Below are 17581 nucleotides of genomic sequence, written 5' to 3' on the forward strand. Positions count from 1 at the left end.
CGCCTTAGCTCATCATGAGCCCTCTCACAAAATTAAGGTTTTCAGATGGGTTTGGGCGGGGGCAAAGCCCCCGCCCAAACCCATCTGAAAGAGATCTAAATACAGATCTATATAAACTAAATTCCAGGACTATGGCTTTTTATCGTCGTCTGACAGATTGGTTAGAAACTCGTTGGGTACTGCCTGCCTACAGCGGTTGGCTAATAGTGGGGTTAGCGCTGTTCTTTTTTGGTGCCGCTACTAACACAATGGCTGGCTGGCTTTATGTCATCAGTGGTGTGATGTTGGCATTGGTGGCGATCGCCGCTGTATTGCCAGAGCGATCGCTGCGAGGAATTCGGGTCACGCGTTACCCGGTCGAACCTGTCAGTGCGGGTGAGCCGTTGCAAATTGGGTTGGCACTAGAAAATCAAACCCGTCAGGCTAAAACATTACTAGCCATACAGGATAGTTTGCCGGAAACCTTAGGTGCACCGGCTCGCGTTGCGATCGAAACAATTCCGGCGGGGGGATGCTATCGCTGGTTATACGAATGTCCTACTCGCCAGCGGGGTATCTATCATTGGCAATCCATACAACTGAGAACGGCTGCCCCTTTGGGGTTATTTTGGTGTCGTCGCCTCCAGGAGGTCAGTGCCAAAGCAGTGGTTTATCCGACCATTTTGCCGTTAAGCCGCTGTCCGTTAATTGATGAAATCGGTCGAGAAACCAATACCCGAGTCCAGAGTGCTTATCGGGCACAGGGGGCAACGGAAGGAGTCACGCGTACGCTGCGTCCCTATCGGTGGGGTGATCCAACGCGGTTAGTGCACTGGCGAACCAGTGCCCGCTATGGCGAGTTGCGGGTGCGAGAGCTGGAAATCTTTACAGGGGGGCAAGAGTTAGCCATTTGTCTGGATAATGCTTCGACATGGAACCCGGATAATTTTGAGCAGGCAGTGAGTGCGGCAGCGTCGTTTTATTTTTATGCGCTCCACCAAACGTTACAGGCGAGCGTCTGGACAGCTCGTACCGGACTGTTGAAAGGCGATCGCCTGGTATTGGAAGCACTAGCCGCAACCCAACCTCAAGAAGCAGGGCAAAGCAGTCCTCCCGCTAATGTGCCGCTAGTCTGGCTCAGCCAAAATCCAGATAGTCTGGCTAACTTACCCTCTGGCAGTCGTTGGGTGCTGTGGTCAGCTCCATCGTTAACCGCCAACTCAAACAGTCAGCCTTCGGCTATGCAAAGTCACTGCCCCGGTATTACAGTTCATCCAGATGACACCCTTCAACTTCAGTTGCAGGCATCGTTGAGGTAAATTTGCAGCCCATGGTGGACGATGACATTCCCATTGAGTTTTGGCAGGGTGTCGAGCAGTTTAATCAGCAGCAATTTTATGATTGCCATGACACGCTCGAAGCCTTGTGGATGGAGGCAATGCAGCCCGACAAAACGTTTTATCAAGGAATTTTGCAAATTGCCGTTGCCCTTTATCATTTGGGTAATTGCAATTGGCGCGGTGCCGTCACGCTTTTAGGGGAAGGTGTGCATCGCCTACGGTACTACCAACCGATCTATGCAGATATTGATGTTGCTCTATTGATTGAGCAAAGCACTGAACTGTTAGCGATCTTGCAAGAGCAAGGAGCCGAGCAGGTTACAGACCTGGCGCAACAATTGCAGCAGTCTATTGGTCAGAATGATCTGGAACCAGGATCAAGTCTACAACTGCCCAAAATTCAGCGATGCAGAGCTATTTAACAAAACTGAGATTTTGGAACAAAGTCTGCCAATGGGGTAACTCTTAGTAAAAACGCTATGAATCGTGTCTTTGCGATCAACCAAATGCCATAAATTTGATATAAAACATAAAATCTGTCAGGAGCCATCCAATCTTGTAAGGGCGTGGCATTTGGGCAAGAATTTTCGAGGTGAACCAAGGATTTTTTACCAAATGCTGCGCCCCTACGCTAAGGCAACACAAACTGGGTTGGAAACAGAGTTTTGCAACATGGGGCGTAGGGGCTGTACCCCCATGCAGGGGTTCCACTCTTGCACCCCGTTGTCAAACGTTTAATTGCATCTACAAAGCAACAAATAAGTTTCATAAACTGTCCGGATATGAGGGGCAGAGAAGTTGAAATCATGATCCAGCCCTTGATCTGAAACACCTATAAGATCACAGATTAAATAAGACCCGGACGTTTATTTTTAGAATTGCGGCGTCGCTGCGATTCCAAAAATAAATCTTCAGGTTTATCAAATCCACAATCTATAAACTGGTTGGGCATGAAAATTGAAATCGGTTCAGGTAGATGCGCCCATCGAGCGGCGATCGCCACTCCAAATCGCCATTCCAGATCCTGACTCGATTGAGAGGACTTTAAGTTTCCGGTAATGTCCTAAAAGTTGGGTAAACTACGCTCATGCGGTTTGTTTGAACAACGAAAGCACAGGTTAGAATCGTAATCCAAGACCTTAAATACCGATACGAATCGGGTTGGTGGTTAAGTCTATGTTATTTCTTATGAAAATGTGTCGTACGTTTGGGCGGCAAGTGGGCAAGAGTCTGATTCCTGTTGCCACTATGGTTGTGGCGATCGCGCTCCCGACTCCCATTGCACCTGCGATCGCCCAGACGGTGACCAGTGGGCAACCCCTGACCCTACGGTCTGATATTCAAGAAGCCAATGCTGTCACAGGCGTTATCACCGCTCGCGGTAACGTTCAGATCAACTACCCCGCCCGTAATATTCAAGCAACCTCCATCCAGGCGCAATATTACAGCCGCGAACGACGCATTGTCCTGAGTGGCAATGTCTATGTCTTGCAAGATGGCAATAGCTTACGGGGTGAAACAATTACTTACTTAATTGATGAAGGACGGTTTGTTGCCACACCGGACACAAACGCTCAGGTCGAGTCTATTTATATTGTTCAAGATCCCAATGCCCCTCTCACCCCTACAGGCGCACCTGTAGCCGGAACGGGTGATGAGTCTACCTACAACCCCAAACCCGAATTTAAAACTCCTCTAAGTCCCGATACACCTTAGAAAGATCGCTTCGTGGCTAGATCGAGTCCGCTTTTGAGTGAGTGCCGCGCAAAGCGCGGCACTCACTCAAACTTTCACAGCAGCATTAAGCCATGCTTGAATTCTGTTTAAGCTGCTATTAGATAATTACAGCTTATGTTTGAGGAAGGGATCAATTTTTGGATGCGACCGCCTCTGATAAGATCAAAACCACCCCTTCCTAGTTTGTGGCATTGAGAGTGAGCTTTTGAAAATTGTCCTGGAAAACATTCATAAGTCTTACAAGCGTCGTGTAGTCGTCAATCGCGTCAACATCTCAGTCTCACGAGGAGAGGTTGTCGGTCTTCTGGGACCCAATGGCGCTGGTAAAACCACTACCTTCTATATCGCTACGGGCTTAGAAAAACCTGATCAAGGCAAAGTCTGGTTGGATGATGATGAAATCACACATTTAACCATGTCTGAGCGTGCCCGCATGGGCATTGGCTACCTTGCCCAAGAACCCAGTATCTTTCGCCATCTGAGTGTGCGAGAAAATATTCTTTTGGTACTTCAGCAAACCCACATTCCGCGCTATGAACACGCAGATCGGTTGCATGAACTGCTGAAGGAATTTCGCCTGGAGAAAGTTGCTTCTACCTTAGGAATTAAGGTGTCTGGGGGAGAACGCCGCCGCACGGAACTGGCTAGAGCACTGGCGTCAGGTGCCGAAGGTCCTAAATTTCTTTTGTTAGATGAACCTTTCTCTGGGGTTGACCCCATAGCCGTTGCCGAAATCCAGGCGATCGTTGCTCGTCTCCGCGATCGCCAGATGGGAATTTTAATTACCGATCACAACGTCCGCGAAACCCTTGCCATTACCGATCGTGCCTACATCATGCGAGATGGGCAGATCCTGGCAACCGGAAGCCCCGAAGAGCTATACAGCAATCCCCTGGTACGGCAATATTACTTAGGTGACACGTTCCAACCTTAAAGCCCCAAATAATTTTTCTCACGCATAATGACCGAGAGAACACCCGTTCACCCCCCCAGCCATGATGCAAGCTCTGCAACTCGACTACTTTAAGTAAAGACCATGAACTCCGGATTCTCTCAGTCTTCTAAATCCCGATTTGACCCCTGGTTTTGGGTGCCGCGCTTGTCGGTCATGGATCGTTACATTGCCACAGAACTAACTCTGCCATTTCTGTTTGGCGTTGGCGCATTTTCATCGATTGGGGTTTCGGTAGGGGCGGTGTTTGATATGATCCGCCGCATTGCTGAATATGGCTTGCCCATCTGGCTAGCTCTACAAATCGTCGTTTTGAAGCTACCGGAGTTTATTGCTTACTCCTTCCCCATGTCGGTTTTGCTGGCAACTCTGATCACCTACAGCCGTCTGTCCAGCGATAGCGAACTGGTGGCGCTGAGAGGCTGCGGTGTGAGTGTGTATCGCCTGGTATTACCCGCCATTGTGTTGTGCTGCATTGTCACCGGGATGACCTTTGCGCTTAATGAAGTCGTGGTTCCGGCTGCCAACTATCAGGCTGCAACGACATTGGCAAGAGCATTTGATGAAGTTAAACCAACCTTTCGAGACGAAAATATCGTCTATCAAGACTACGAAAAGGTCAAAGAAAGGGATGGGGATGACGACTATGAGCTGAAGCGTATTTTCTACGCTCGGAAATTTGATGGCTCCACGATGAGAGGCTTAACAGTCCTGGATTTTTCTCGGCAAGGGCTGGCACAGATTGTCAGCGCCCAATCAGGAAATTGGGATTTTGACAAGGGGCTATGGAAATTTTACAACGGCACAATTTATGCGGTTTCAGCGGATGGCTCCTTTCGTAGCATTGCTACTTTTAAGGAGCAAGAACTCCAGTTACCTCGGCAGCCGCTCGATATTGCATCGAGAAATCGCGAACCTAGCGAAATGAACATTGCCGAGATGATGGAGTATTTGCAGCTAATTGAACCCACGGGCAATCAAAAGAAAATTTTAGAGTTTCGGGTGCGTCTCCAGCAAAAATTTGCCATTCCTTTTATTTGTGTTGCATTTGGGCTGGTCGGTGCAGCGTTGGGTACACAATTGCGCAAAACGGGTCGAGCAACCGGGTTTGCACTCAGTATTGTTATTATTTTTGGTTACTATCTGGCGATTGTAACCACCGGAGCGATCGCCCAGGTCGGTTTAATTCCGCCCTTCTTGGGTGCATGGATCCCGAACTTGTTTGGTTTGTTGTCAGGTGTGTTTTTGCTAGTTAGAGCTGCCCGATAGAACGGACACGCACCTATAGCAATATTTGCCGTGAAATATAAACAGTTTGCTAAATTCTTAAGGCAAAAGCAGACGAAATCTCGCTGAAACCGTTAGGATTGAGCAACCGTCGATATTAACTAACGTCGGACAGACGATTCAACCTTACGTTCGTCTATCTTGTGGTAATCATGGCTGATCAACATCCGAATCAAGAATCCTTCTCAAAGCGATCGCCTACCTCATTTCGCTATCTCAAAGCGCGCTTTAGAATTCTCAAACGCCCTGCCGTTTGGGGTTCAGCAGCATTGTTAATCTTGGGCATCATCGTCTTCTTTGAGTATTGGAAGAATTCCGATAAATTAGGGTCGGCTGTCGCTAATCGTCCTCCAGCAACAGGTGTCGCCAGTTTAGATGGTCTACCCACTACCCCCTCAGACCCGACCTTGCCATCCCAGGAAGACAGTGCTATTGGGGCAGACATAGACACGTTGCCCTTGCTGTTGAATGATTTGAATTCACCACTTCCAGCCGCAGAAGACGACAATAACAATCGGCGTAACCAAGAGCAATCCAGACAAAATCGTGGCTCTACCGGCGATGCGCAAGCCAACACTAATGATGGGTCTGGGCAGAACTCTACAATGCCTTTGTCTTCGCCAAGCTTTAGCCTGTTTTCATCTTCTAATACCCAGCAAAATTCATCATCGATTTCCGGCAATCCCTTCTTACCCAACGCTCAAAATTCTGTACCATCGGCAGCGTCCAATTTGAATTTCAACGTATTGCCAGGGCAGTTGTCATCATTACTCAGTCCGTCTAATGCAGGCTCAACCGCCACATCGCAATCCGGGTTATATTCACCGAGTGCCTTATCAAATGCTCTCAATAACCAGAGTAGTACGACAACTGCGACTGACCCACTAGGACGAGCGCTTCAACGGTATTCGCCTAGCAATGTGAGCAACACTACATCCCCGTCGCAAACAACCTTTAGTGCTCAGCAACCTTTTACAGGGCAAACCACGACGCCTGTACCGCTGATGCAACCGGGTCAAGGGTTAGCGATTCAGCCAGCCCCTGTGCCATCTTCACCGCCGATGGGTTCGACGGGTTATACGATGCCGAGCGTCTTACAACCCGTTCCGTACAGTGTGCCTGGTACCTCTACCACAGGTCGATCGTCCTATGTCGATTCGTTCCGTCCCAGGACGACCGCTTTACCGGCTGCACCCCAGATCGCACCCAATACGCTACCGTTGCAACCAGGCAATTATTCAGGGCAGCCCTCGCTTACCAACCCCAGTTACAACGCCAATCCCGCTAATAATGGGAATGGGGTTGCTCCTCCGCTGTCACCCTATACTGCGCCTGCTCCTACCCAGCCTGAGGCGGCGTTTTCGGTACCCAATCAAGTACCAGGTCGCTATATCGGCAACGGAGAAATTAACACATTTGGAAATCCGTAAGAATCGCCCACTAAACCAGTTTAGAAGCGGATTGACCGACAAAATTCTCAAAAAGCGCATTCTATCGTAGGGACAGGTTTCGCCAAAATGCCAACTGCAAAGCAATCAGAGACTTGCTAAATCTGCCTTTACAGAGATTCGTCAGTTCATCAGGTTCAGAAGTGTAACGACGCCGCGCATTCAACCATAAATCTTGGGTCTATTAAACCTCGGATTCCCAGAGAACTGCTGTCTAAACTAGGGCTACAGGCTCAGAAACAGAACAGATAAAGGCGCTTAAACAGCGTCGCAGAGCGACGCTGTTTAAGCCTTGCTTTCTCTAAAAATGCTGGATGATAGCGTCAGCAAATTCAGAGCATTTCAGGGGTGGTTCCACAGGAGGTTCCATCAATCGTGCCAGATCATAGGTGACCTCTCGGTTAGAGATAGCATCACCAATGCCTTTTTTAATCAGGTCAGCCGCTTCTTGCCAGCCCATGTATTCCAACATCATCACGCCTGACAAGATGACAGAACCGGGGTTGATCCGGTCTAACCCAGCATGTTTGGGAGCGGTTCCGTGGGTTGCTTCAAAAATAGCGCATTGATCGCCGATATTTGCACCCGGTCCCATGCCTAAGCCACCGACGATCGCCGCTGCCGCATCAGAGAGGTAGTCACCATTCAGGTTCATGGTTGCCAGGATGGAATATTCGTCAGGGCGGGTCTGGATTTGTTGGAAGATACTATCGGCAATGCGATCGTTCACCATAATTTTTTCGTGCCATTGACCCTTGCCGTGGGTTGCACCAATGGCATCTAGCACTGCTTTCACTTCGGCGCAAATCTGCTGTTTTTTCTCGGGCGTAAGGGCATCGTAACCCGGTTCGATTTTGCGGGCGTTGTCTTCGATGCTGAGGTCGGGGGTGCGATCTTGGTTATCGAGAATCCAGGATTCGCGTTCGGTCACACACTCTGCCCGAAATTCGCTGGTAGCAAGTTCGTAGCCCCAGTCGCGGAATGCGCCTTCGGTATATTTCATAATGTTGCCCTTGTGAACCAGGGTCACCATTTGCTTGGACTTGGGCAATCTCAGGGCATGTTTGATGGCGCGACGCACCAACCGCTGGGAACCACGTTTGCTGATCGGTTTGATGCCGATACCGGAGTCGAGGGGAATTTGTTTTTTGCCGTGTTCGGGAGTGGCAGGGATCAGCTCAGTATTGAGCAGTTTAATCAGGCGATCGCCAATTTCACTGCCTTGCTTCCATTCAATCCCCAGATAGATATCTTCAGTATTTTCCCGATAAACGATCACATCCAACTTTTCTGGACTTTTGTGAGGGGAGGGCGTTCCAGCATAGTATTTACAGGGACGAACACAGGCATAGAGATCGTGAATTTGCCGCAGGGCTACGTTGAGCGAACGAATTCCACCGCCGATCGGTGTGGTTAACGGACCCTTGATCGCCACCCCATACTCACGAATAGCCGTGAGCGTATCTTCCGGTAAGTATTGATAGGTGCCATACACTTCGCACGCTTCATCCCCGGCATAGACCTTAAACCAGACGATCTGACGTTGCCCGCCATACGCCTGTTTAACCGCTGCATCAAATACTTTTTGCGCCGCAGGCCAAATATCAACCCCCGTACCATCTCCCCGAATAAACGGAATGATGGGATCATCGGGAACAATGGGTTCGCCCTGTTCAAACCGAATTTTTGATCCAGCAGTCGGTGGAACGATCTTTTCGTACATGATTTGAGGCAACTCCTGTTTATCAAATGCAACTGGCATCATATAGCAATTTTGGCGTTGCTAATTTGGGCTATGAAATGCGGTGTGGGTGCCGCGCGAAGCGCGGCACCCACACCGCATTTCATAGCTAGATTAAGCAGTGCCGCAATTTTAAATAGTATTGAGGTTGTCAGATGACGCTGCTACAGTCTGGCAAAAAAGTAGGTACTCCGTTGCCCTGGACGACTCCTCTAACTGCCTATCCATACCGCTTTCGGGTAAAGACAGCGATCGCAGACCGGCACTCAACCCGGTGCGTTGGGTCTATGAACACGACTTCAAGAGGGGAAGCCAAAATGATCTGTAGCAAAGTCTACGTTTTGTATCGGTGTGTTCTGTTTACGTAGCATTGCTATCATGAGAGTTTAAGTCGTTATTAACCATACATCCGGTTCAACACCCACAACGCCAACTTGAGTGTTGATCAGACTAATTGGTGAGATCAATCACTCGGTTCAGGATGGATTGGTTAACATGGATTTCGAAGTAGCTGATGCGGTTACTTTACGGCTTGTGATGTAAGGATTGCATGGGAGCCTGAATGAAGAAGATTCTCTTCGTGGATGATGATATCACTCTCAGAACTGCGATGATCCGCTATCTGCAAACTCGTGGATACTCTGTTCAAAGCGCAGCCTCAGGAGTTGAAGGTCTGTCATTATTTGAACAGGATCTGCCCGATCTGGTTGTGTCCGACGTCATGATGCCAGAGATGGATGGGTATGAGTTTTGCCGTCGTTTGCGGGCAACCCGTTCAGGACAGTTGGTTCCGTTTATCTTCCTATCCAGCCGAAAAGATTTGGATGATCGCGTGCAGGGTCACCAAATTGGGGCGGATGATTATCTGGTAAAGCCATTTGAGCCGAAAGAGCTGGTTGCCAAAATTGAATCGCAGCTAGAGCGATCGCGCCGAATTCATTCTGAAATTGTGCGGTTGATGCAACAGGCATCTGCCATGCCCCCGCAGGTTGCCCCACCCGTCGAAAATACGCTCCTGCCCTTACCATTGACTCCTGCCGAAGAAAAAGTGTTTTGGGAAGTGATCCAGGGCTATACCAATAAGCAAATCGGCGATCGCCTATTTGTCAGTCCGCGCACCGTACAGACTCATCTCAGTAATATCTTGAGCAAACTGGAGTTAGAAAATCGGTCGCAGCTAATTCGCTATGCCTTTGAGCGGGGCTATCGTCCGCCCATCGACGAGAATGCCAAATCATCGACCGAAGACTAACATGAACAGCAGGGTGTTTGGGGGGTGCAGCCAAAGGTTGCACCCCTGAACATTTTTAGGTGACGTCCAGCAATAACCAGTTGAAACCCCAAGGCAAACCATCCTGAGCAGGGTTCATTGTGCGCGCCCTGCGGGCGCGCACAATGAACCCTTCAGATCAGCTCTGCATCTGATGTTGGCAGAACAGTCTCCTGGCTCGATCAAAATCCCACGCGACCGTGAAATTAACGCGAAGGTTGTACGGTAAGCTAGAAGGCTGAGGTCTATCGTTGACACAACGGTTTGCCATTGATGTTGGGTTGAGTTTTGATGAATCCGGGTATTTTCACGCTAACGGAATTACAACAGGCGATCGCCGCCCATCCCGAACGATGGCGACCATTGGTGTTTACCAATGGCTGCTTTGACCTGATTCACGCGGGTCATGTACGCTATTTGCAAACGGCTAGAGCCCTGGGCAACGCCTTAGTCGTGGGCTTAAATAGCGATCGCTCTGTGCAACAGATTAAACCTGCGGTTCCCGGATTTCCACCCCGACCCATCATCCCCGAAGCTCAACGGGCAGAGGTGTTAGCTGCCCTCAAATCCGTTGATGGCGTCGTCATCTTCGCAGATGTCACTGCCGATCGCCTGCTCCAGCAGTTGCAACCCGAAATTTACGTCAAGGGGGGTGATTATGATCTGGATACCTTGCCCGAAACAGCTACAGTACAAGCCTACGGCGGTCATATCGAACTGGTAAACATCGAAGTGCCCAGTTCAACCACAGCGATCGTCCGTCGCATTCTGTCTTCTCATGCCGCAACTGACCGATGAACGTTTTCCCTTGTCCTACCCCTCCCGACCCTATGACTGATTTACGCTATCGTTTAAGGGCTGAGCCTGAGAAAACTCAACTCCAGCTTCTGCAAGAGGTGGCTAACCAAGGAGACACAGGTGCAGAGTTATTAATGGAATTTTTGCAAGAACGGCAGTCTAATCCCGTTACTCCGGTCGATGGGAAAGCTTACCAACTGCTGTCGCAGACGGCTCTACCCAAAGTCAAAGATTTTCTCCAAGATCGGTTTCCCAATGGGGTCGTTGCGTTGAAATCTGACCAAAGTATAGACTACACACCCTTACAAACTTTGCTGGGTCAGGGAGATTTTCAGGCTGCCGATCGTATCACCCTGGAAAAGCTATGTGAATTGGCAGGCAATGCCGCCATCCAGCGGAAATGGGTTTATTTTACCGAAGTAGAAAGTTTTTCAATTACCGACTTGCAAACCATTAACACACTCTGGTTGGTGTATTCAGAAGGTAAATTTGGCTTTTCGGTACAGCGAGATTTGTGGCTGGGTTTGGGCAAAAATTGGGATAAGCTTTGGACTCAGATTGGTTGGCGATCGGGCAATAATTGGACGCGCTATCCTCAAGAGTTTATTTGGGATCTGAGTGCGCCCAAAGGGCACTTACCCCTGTCTAACCAACTTCGAGGTGTGCGAGTGATTGATTCGCTCTTCCGCCACCCCGCATGGGGCTAAAACACTCATAGAACATCCATACCTGTTTTCATCGTTAAGAAAGGCTAAAATCAACTGATTTAATGGCATAAATAGTCATTAAGGATCGTGGATTGAATCAAACTCAGCTCTTCTTGAGAGAGGGACAGCGGAGCCGTGACCCTCTCAAAAAGGAGTTCAGGTATTTAATTTGTGATCCTAACGATCGCGGATTTAATAGACTCGAAGTTGTTTCGCAAGCGTGGCGTTGCCGCATTTTCAAAACAATGTCTGGGGTTTACGTAATTTGCGATCGTCAGGACGGTTATGGGGATCGCTTAGCCATTTTCACAACCCTGCCTGAAATTGCCCCGATAAATGCCCTGGCGAAGGGACTATGGTTTTTAGCTCAGAACGCCTACAGGCCTTGCGCAATTGTTGCCGGGATGATGCAGCGTTTGCCCAATTGCAACAGATTTTGGCTGGGGTTCAGCCAGAGGATGCTAACGCCATCACGCCGAATCATCACAGTCCCGATGGTGCTTTACATCCGGCTGCGCAGGCAAGCTTAAACAACGGCAAGTGTGCGCCCTTTCCTGTTGCCGAATCGAGTTTAATGCGCAGCGTTGCAGAAGCTAGCAGCCAGCTTTTAACCAGTCGAGACTATACCCAGGCGATTGACTCAGCCCTGGCAACCCTGGGTCATGCCACTCGGGTTGATCGAGTGTATCTATTCGAAAGTCATCCCCATCCCGATACGGGGGAATTGGCGGTTAGTCAACGGTTTGAGTGGGTTCGAGACTCGATTACCCCCCAACTCGATAATCCTGCCTTGCAGAACCGCACCTTTGCCGACAGCGGTTTGACGCACTGGTATGACTTATTTAAAAACGGGCAGTCATTTTGTGCGCGGGTACGAGACTTGCCCGCTGCTGAGCAAGCCATGCTGGCAGCTCAAGATATTTTATCGATTTTAATCGTGCCGATTTTAATGGATGGCACGCTATGGGGCGTGATCGGGTTCGATGACTGTTCTACAGAACGCCATTGGTCGCCCGATGAAGAAACCGCGTTGCAAATGATGGCAACTAGCTTAGGGGGGGCGATCGCCCGTCAGCAAGCTGAGTTAGCCCTACGCCAAAGTGAGTTGCGCTTGCATAATATTGCTGCCAATGTTCCCGGCATGATCTATCAATGTCGTCGCAGCATGGATGGTAGCTATCAAGTCCTCTATGCCAGTTCTGGCTCCAGAGAGCTATTAGAACTGGAACCCAGCCAGATTGAATCCGATACCTGTTTGCTACTGAGTTTGTGCCATCCTGACGATCGCCTTAGCTTCGAAACCTCAATCCACACATCTGCTGAAACGCTGCAACCCTGGAATTGGGAAGGCAGGATTATTACCCCATCGGGCAAACTCAAGTGGTTGCAGGGAGTTGCACGCCCCGAACGGCAGGCAAACGGTGATTTGCTTTGGGATGGCTTGTTGGTCGATATCAGCGATCGCAAATTGGCAGAAACCGAGTGTCGGCTGAGCGAAGCCCGCTATCGAGCCATGCTTGATGCCAGCCCCGATCTAATGTTTCGGCTCAATCCTCAGGGTCAATATTTAGACTTCAAAGCAAATCACACCGCTACGGTGCCATCCACAGGCATTATCGGGCGCTACTTACACGACCTATTACCATCCGATGTTGCAGATCTGTGTCTGGCAACCATTCGCAAAACCTTAGCAACAGAAACCTTACAAACCTGCGAATATCAACTCTCCGAAGTAGATGGGTTGCGCGACTATGAAGCCAGAGTGGTGATCAGCGGCAAAGACGAAGTGCTGTGGATTGTCCAGGACGTGACCGAGCGCAAACGGGCAGAACAAGAAATTCGTCAGAGTGAAGCACGCAATCGGGCATTGGTCGATGCCATTCCGGATCTGATGTTCCGGATTCGTCGCGATGGCACCTATCTCGATTGCAAAGTAGACTCAGACGATATCACCCTGATCCCGCCCAGTGAGCTGATTGGCAAAACAGTTTACGATGTCTTACCACGTGAACAAGCCCTGTTGCGGATGCAGTATGTTGAGCAAGCGCTGGCAACCGGGCAAAGTCAACGGTTTGAATATCAACTCCGGTTTGATGCCAAAACCCGCGCCAGCCTGCTGTATCAATCCATCAGCCCCGATTTAGATAGCCTTTCTGATGAAACGGCGTCGGTGCGCGACTATGAAGCCCGCTTGGTCGTCTGTGGCGACGATGAAGTGCTGGCAATTGTTCGGGATATTACCGAGCGCAAACAGTCTGAAGCCGCCCTGCGCCGCTCTGAAGAAAAATTTGCTAAAGCCTTTCATGCCAGCCCCAATTCCCTCGCCATCTCGACGTTACCTGAAGGGCGAATTATTGATATCAATGAAAGCTTTCTCAAAACCTCTGGCTATCTGCGTCAGGAAGTGGTTGGGAAAACAACCCAAGACTTACAACTGTGGCTCAATCCAGATGATCGCGATCGCATGCTCGAAGCCCTTCAGCATCACGGCTCGGTACGAGATATGGAATGCCAGTTTCGAATGAAATTGGGCAAAGTCCGAACCACCCTGTTTTCAGCAGAAATGGTTCACATTGGCAATGAGGCGTGTCTGCTCAGCATGGTGGTAGATATTACAGAGCGCAAACAGGCAGAACAACAACTGCGAGCCGCCGCAGAACGCGATCGCCTGGTACGCGATATTGCCTTACGCATCCGCGAGTCATTGGACTTAAAACAAATTCTCGATACTACCGTGGTCGAGATCCGCCAGTTTCTTCAAGTCGATCGGGTTTATATCGGGCAGTTTGACCCCAACGACCTTAGCCTTATGGTGGCAGAAGCAGAGTCAGTCGCTCCAGACTATCCATCGATCTTGGGAGGTGGAATTGACCCCGAACAAATGGTTGAAGTCAAGGCAATGTTTGCCGGTGGGCAAATGCGCGTGGTCAATGATGCGCGACTGGAAACAGACTATCCCGCGATCGCCGCTTACTATGCCCAATACCAAATTCAGGCAGCCGTTGTTGCACCCATCATGCTTGACCGTCAACTCTATGGCGTATTAGTTGCCAACCAATGTTGCCGACCCCGAGAATGGCAAGCCTTTGAAATCGACTTACTCCGGCAACTGGCAACCCATGTGGCGATCGCCATCCAACAGGCACAGCTATATAAACAAGTCCGAGATCTAAATACAGGGTTAGAACAGCAGGTGGCAGAACGCACCGCTGAACTGCAACAGCGCATGGAAGAATTGCAAGATCTAAACCAGCTAAAAGACGAGTTTCTCAATGCCTTTTCCCACGATTTGCGCACGCCTATTATGGGAATATCGCTGGTGATCGGTAACTTGCTTAACCAACCCGGTGAAACCATCGGTGTCAGCCGTTCGATCTTTCAGCGCATGGTGCAAAGCAGTAACCACCAACTGCAACTGATTAACTCGCTGCTCCAGGCACATTCCGCCGAGACACGTGGTGTCATTTTAAACTACGAATTGGTGCAACTGAGCTTGTTAACCCAGGTGATTACAGAAGATTTAGAACCCCTGGTCAGCAAAAATCAGGCCCAGTTAACCAACCAGGTGCCGCCCGATCTACCCCTGGTCAATGCCGACCCCGTACAATTGCGCCGAGTGTTTGAAAACCTGATCACCAACGCCTTGCACCACAATCCACCCGGTGTCAATCTGATCCTGGATGCTCGGGTCGAAAGCGACATGATTCGCCTGATGCTGCAAGACGATGGTGTGGGGATGAACCCAGAGGTGAGCGATCGCATTTTTGAGCGCTACTCGCGCGGCAGTCAATCTCGCCATTCTACTGGCATTGGCTTGGGGCTTTATCTTTGCCGTCAGATTATGACGGCTCATGGCGGACAAATTGGTGTCCAGAGCCGTCTGGGAGAAGGTTCGACCTTCTGGTTAACGCTGCCCCTGGCAATTTCGTCTGCCGCCAACACTGACCCCACCGCTGCCGCAGATGCCTAACCATTAGGTCACTGATCAGGTCACCCATGGTGTCCAGGCGCACACCTAAACTACAGCAATTTTCAAGGGCATGATGGACAAGTTGTTGAGAGAGCCGCGCGGAGCGCGGCTCTCTCAACAACCGTAATCCGTCTGAGTGCGAAGCGCTATATTAACGACAGCTACAGCACTGGCAGCGACTCCATCCGTTTGTGAAGCAGAGCAAAAGTAAGCCGCTCAGGAACTGAAGCCTTCACCCACAGGGTTCGGCTTCACCCAACCAAAAAGGGGTCGTATTCCTCTGTGGGGTTTGATATAAGTTTCCGTAAAGGCAGACCCGGCAGTGTGCCACATTTGACGACGGTGAATTATGGTAGAAGTGTGGCAAGGAAATTTCTATTGGGTATTCTAAATTTTGTAGAAGCTAATTTAGTTTCTCTATAATAGATGTCTTGGTCTGCGGATCCGGGCATTAGATCACAGTAATCCTATCCATACAGATTACTTGTTGCTTTTAAAAGTGATGTTAAACGAGGCAGAGTTATTGTGACTGTTGGTCGTCGTATTTTCATCGGGGATGTACATGGTCATTACGATGGCTTAATGAAACTCATGGAGGCGATCGCTCCAGGTACCCGTGATCACGTGTATTTTCTGGGTGATCTGATCGATCGAGGTCCTAAAAGCGCTCAGGTTGTGAATTTCGTTAAACAAAATGGCTACTCCAGCCTTTTGGGCAACCACGAGCAATTGCTGTTAGAAGCGTTACCCGACGGCAAGGTCAGCCAACAAGCACTACAGGCATGGCTCTATAGCGGCGGACAGACTACCGTTGCCAGCTACGAAAATCCCTCAGCCCTGTTAGAGCACGTCGATTGGATTCGAACCCTGCCCACCCATCTGGATCTCGGTGATATCTGGCTTGCCCACGCTGGCATTCATCCCCGCTTGCCCCTGGCAGAACAAACCACCCAAGAATATTGCTGGATTCGAGAAGAATTCCACAGTATGACCAAGCCATATTTCCCGGATAAGTTAATTATCACAGGTCACACCATCACCTTTACCTTGCCCAATGTCTCACCTGGAGCGTTGGCTCAGGGGCAAGGTTGGCTCGATATTGACACGGGTGCCTATCATCCCAAGAGCGGCTGGCTGACCGGAGTTGATATGACCAATCGCCTGGTTTATCAAGTCAATGTCTTTCAAGAGCAGCAAAGAAAGCTACCGCTAGAAGAGGCAGTCGTTCAGATCCAACCCGATCAAGTTTTGGCGCGGCGGCGACAGTTGATGAAGCTGTAACCCAACTAACCGTCACTTAACTTTTAGCAGGGATGGTTTTCCGACGGAAAACCATCCCTTTTCAATACATTACCTGTCCCGACATCATCGCGTAAGTATAGCGACCGAGAGGCTGGTTGAACGGAGTACAGGGGTAGAACCCCTGGCTGAGGGCGCAGCCCCCACACCCCCACCGTCCTAACCCTCTACTCAATTGCTATCGTATCGAAACCAGTAGTATTCAGGCATCTAAAGCTGTGTTGCCAGAGCGATCGCCATTGGAAAAATTCGATGCTCCTGCACTTGAATTCGCTGATGCAAGGTGTCTACAGTATCGTCCGGCAAAATGGGAACGGCTGCCTGCATGATGATGGGGCCGCTGTCTACTTCTGGCACCACATAGTGAACGGTACATCCTGCAATCTTGACCCCTGCCGCTAATGCTTGTTCGACAGCCCGCACTCCCGGAAAGCTCGGTAATAAGCTGGGATGGATATTCAGAACCCGGTGGGGAAAGGCATCAATCAAAACCGGGGTTACAATCCGCATCCAGCCTGCCATAATCACCCATTCCACCTGATGCTGGTGCAGAGTTTGCACGATAGCTTCGTCTAAGGCACTGCGATTGGCAAAGTCTCGGTGGTTCAGCAGCACTTTAGGAATGCCCCAGCGATCGGCTCGTTGGCTGACTTTAGCATCCGGGTTGTTGTAAACCACAACCTGAATTTGCGCGTTGAGGTGCTGGTCAGCAATAGCCTGAGCGATCGCCTCTAAATTGCTACCACTCCCCGATGCCATGACTCCCAATTTAGCGGGTGCAGATGCAGACTGAGAAGAAGCGATCGCCAGCATTGGAGATATTAAACTGGCAGCAGGATCGATAGGGACTAGAGAATTTAAACTGGCTGACACAACTAGCGATAAAAATAGGTTGCAGACGAATAAACTATCACGGAAAGAGACAGCTTGTGGATCGAGTTTGGTAGCCGTGAGAGAACTACAATCCAGCTGAATTTATTACTGTTGAGGGAAATGAATCATGCCATGACCATTCTCTGCAACATTTAGGCTTTAAATTCTGTCCCATTGAAG

General features: G+C 49.8%; 14 protein-coding genes. 12 read left to right on the forward strand and 2 right to left on the reverse strand.

The features are described 5' to 3' along the window. Positions 1-131 precede the first annotated feature (131 nt). The 6 genes from ACR6Z4_RS07700 (at position 132) to ACR6Z4_RS07725 (ending at position 6725) form a co-directional block, all read left to right on the forward strand. Positions 132-1298 carry a DUF58 domain-containing protein gene (locus ACR6Z4_RS07700; protein WP_479716659.1) on the forward strand — a complete coding sequence of 389 codons (1167 nt, stop codon included), beginning with the start codon at positions 132-134 and terminating at the stop codon, positions 1296-1298. Between the two features lie 11 nt (positions 1299-1309). After that, positions 1310-1741 (forward strand): DUF309 domain-containing protein, encoded by a 432-nt coding sequence (locus ACR6Z4_RS07705; protein WP_479716660.1) that lies wholly within the window; start codon positions 1310-1312, stop codon positions 1739-1741. Between the two features lie 826 nt (positions 1742-2567). Then, a complete protein-coding gene (locus ACR6Z4_RS07710) occupies positions 2568-3035 on the forward strand; it encodes an LptA/OstA family protein (RefSeq protein ID WP_479716769.1) in 468 nt (155 codons plus the stop codon). A 226-nt stretch (positions 3036-3261) separates the two neighbouring features. Beyond that, positions 3262-3990 (forward strand): LPS export ABC transporter ATP-binding protein, encoded by a 729-nt coding sequence (lptB, locus tag ACR6Z4_RS07715; RefSeq protein ID WP_479716661.1) that lies wholly within the window; start codon positions 3262-3264, stop codon positions 3988-3990. Between the two features lie 102 nt (positions 3991-4092). Beyond that, the gene (locus ACR6Z4_RS07720; protein ID WP_479716662.1) at positions 4093-5277 is read left to right on the forward strand and encodes an LptF/LptG family permease; all 1185 of its coding nucleotides are present in this window, start codon (positions 4093-4095) and stop codon (positions 5275-5277) included. Positions 5278-5447: 170 nt separating this feature from the next. Further along, on the forward strand, positions 5448-6725 hold the full coding sequence (locus tag ACR6Z4_RS07725; RefSeq protein ID WP_479716663.1) for a hypothetical protein: 1278 nt from the start codon (positions 5448-5450) through the stop codon (positions 6723-6725). A gap of 319 nt (positions 6726-7044) precedes the next feature. Here ACR6Z4_RS07725 and ACR6Z4_RS07730 read toward each other — a convergent pair whose 3' ends face one another. Beyond that, positions 7045-8466 (reverse strand): NADP-dependent isocitrate dehydrogenase, encoded by a 1422-nt coding sequence (locus ACR6Z4_RS07730; protein ID WP_479716770.1) that lies wholly within the window; start codon positions 8464-8466, stop codon positions 7045-7047. 173 nt (positions 8467-8639) lie between these two features. On the opposite strand from ACR6Z4_RS07730, the gene ACR6Z4_RS07735 reads away from it, so the two are divergent. From ACR6Z4_RS07735 to ACR6Z4_RS07760, 6 genes are all read left to right on the forward strand, one after another. Then, entirely contained in the window at positions 8640-8852 is a 213-nt protein-coding gene (locus tag ACR6Z4_RS07735) for a hypothetical protein (protein ID WP_479716664.1), read from the forward strand. 194 nt (positions 8853-9046) lie between these two features. After that, positions 9047-9736 (forward strand): response regulator transcription factor, encoded by a 690-nt coding sequence (locus ACR6Z4_RS07740; RefSeq protein WP_479716665.1) that lies wholly within the window; start codon positions 9047-9049, stop codon positions 9734-9736. Between the two features lie 309 nt (positions 9737-10045). Beyond that, positions 10046-10552: a D-glycero-beta-D-manno-heptose 1-phosphate adenylyltransferase gene (rfaE2, locus tag ACR6Z4_RS07745; protein WP_479716666.1), complete on the forward strand. Its 507-nt coding sequence runs from the start codon at positions 10046-10048 to the stop codon at positions 10550-10552. Positions 10553-10584: 32 nt separating this feature from the next. Further along, on the forward strand, positions 10585-11259 hold the full coding sequence (locus tag ACR6Z4_RS07750) for a GUN4 N-terminal ARM-like repeat domain-containing protein (RefSeq protein ID WP_479716667.1): 675 nt from the start codon (positions 10585-10587) through the stop codon (positions 11257-11259). Between the two features lie 355 nt (positions 11260-11614). Continuing rightward, entirely contained in the window at positions 11615-15229 is a 3615-nt protein-coding gene (locus ACR6Z4_RS07755) for a PAS domain S-box protein (RefSeq protein WP_479716668.1), read from the forward strand. A 525-nt stretch (positions 15230-15754) separates the two neighbouring features. Then, positions 15755-16510: a metallophosphoesterase family protein gene (locus ACR6Z4_RS07760; RefSeq protein WP_479716669.1), complete on the forward strand. Its 756-nt coding sequence runs from the start codon at positions 15755-15757 to the stop codon at positions 16508-16510. 228 nt (positions 16511-16738) lie between these two features. Here the strand turns inward: ACR6Z4_RS07760 and purN are convergent, their stop codons facing one another. Then, complete coding sequence (purN, locus tag ACR6Z4_RS07765; protein WP_479716771.1) at positions 16739-17341, reverse strand: phosphoribosylglycinamide formyltransferase; 603 nt, start codon at positions 17339-17341, stop codon at positions 16739-16741. Positions 17342-17581: the final 240 nt, after the last annotated feature.

This window comes from Calyptranema fuscum S582, assembly GCF_055793305.1.

What these genes read in the sequence shown, in the direction of transcription:
- ACR6Z4_RS07700 (WP_479716659.1), top strand. Translation starts at nt 132, where the DNA reads ATGGCTTTTTATCGTCGTCTGACAGATTGGTTAGAAACTCGTTGGGTA.
- ACR6Z4_RS07705 (WP_479716660.1), top strand. Translation starts at nt 1,310, where the DNA reads ATGGTGGACGATGACATTCCCATTGAGTTTTGGCAGGGTGTCGAGCAG.
- ACR6Z4_RS07710 (WP_479716769.1), top strand. Translation starts at nt 2,568, where the DNA reads ATGGTTGTGGCGATCGCGCTCCCGACTCCCATTGCACCTGCGATCGCC.
- ACR6Z4_RS07720 (WP_479716662.1), top strand. Translation starts at nt 4,093, where the DNA reads ATGAACTCCGGATTCTCTCAGTCTTCTAAATCCCGATTTGACCCCTGG.
- ACR6Z4_RS07725 (WP_479716663.1), top strand. Translation starts at nt 5,448, where the DNA reads ATGGCTGATCAACATCCGAATCAAGAATCCTTCTCAAAGCGATCGCCT.
- ACR6Z4_RS07730 (WP_479716770.1), bottom strand. Translation starts at nt 8,466, where the DNA reads ATGTACGAAAAGATCGTTCCACCGACTGCTGGATCAAAAATTCGGTTT.
- ACR6Z4_RS07735 (WP_479716664.1), top strand. Translation starts at nt 8,640, where the DNA reads ATGACGCTGCTACAGTCTGGCAAAAAAGTAGGTACTCCGTTGCCCTGG.
- ACR6Z4_RS07740 (WP_479716665.1), top strand. Translation starts at nt 9,047, where the DNA reads ATGAAGAAGATTCTCTTCGTGGATGATGATATCACTCTCAGAACTGCG.
- rfaE2 (WP_479716666.1), top strand. Translation starts at nt 10,046, where the DNA reads ATGAATCCGGGTATTTTCACGCTAACGGAATTACAACAGGCGATCGCC.
- ACR6Z4_RS07750 (WP_479716667.1), top strand. Translation starts at nt 10,585, where the DNA reads ATGACTGATTTACGCTATCGTTTAAGGGCTGAGCCTGAGAAAACTCAA.
- ACR6Z4_RS07755 (WP_479716668.1), top strand. Translation starts at nt 11,615, where the DNA reads ATGGTTTTTAGCTCAGAACGCCTACAGGCCTTGCGCAATTGTTGCCGG.
- purN (WP_479716771.1), bottom strand. Translation starts at nt 17,341, where the DNA reads ATGCTGGCGATCGCTTCTTCTCAGTCTGCATCTGCACCCGCTAAATTG.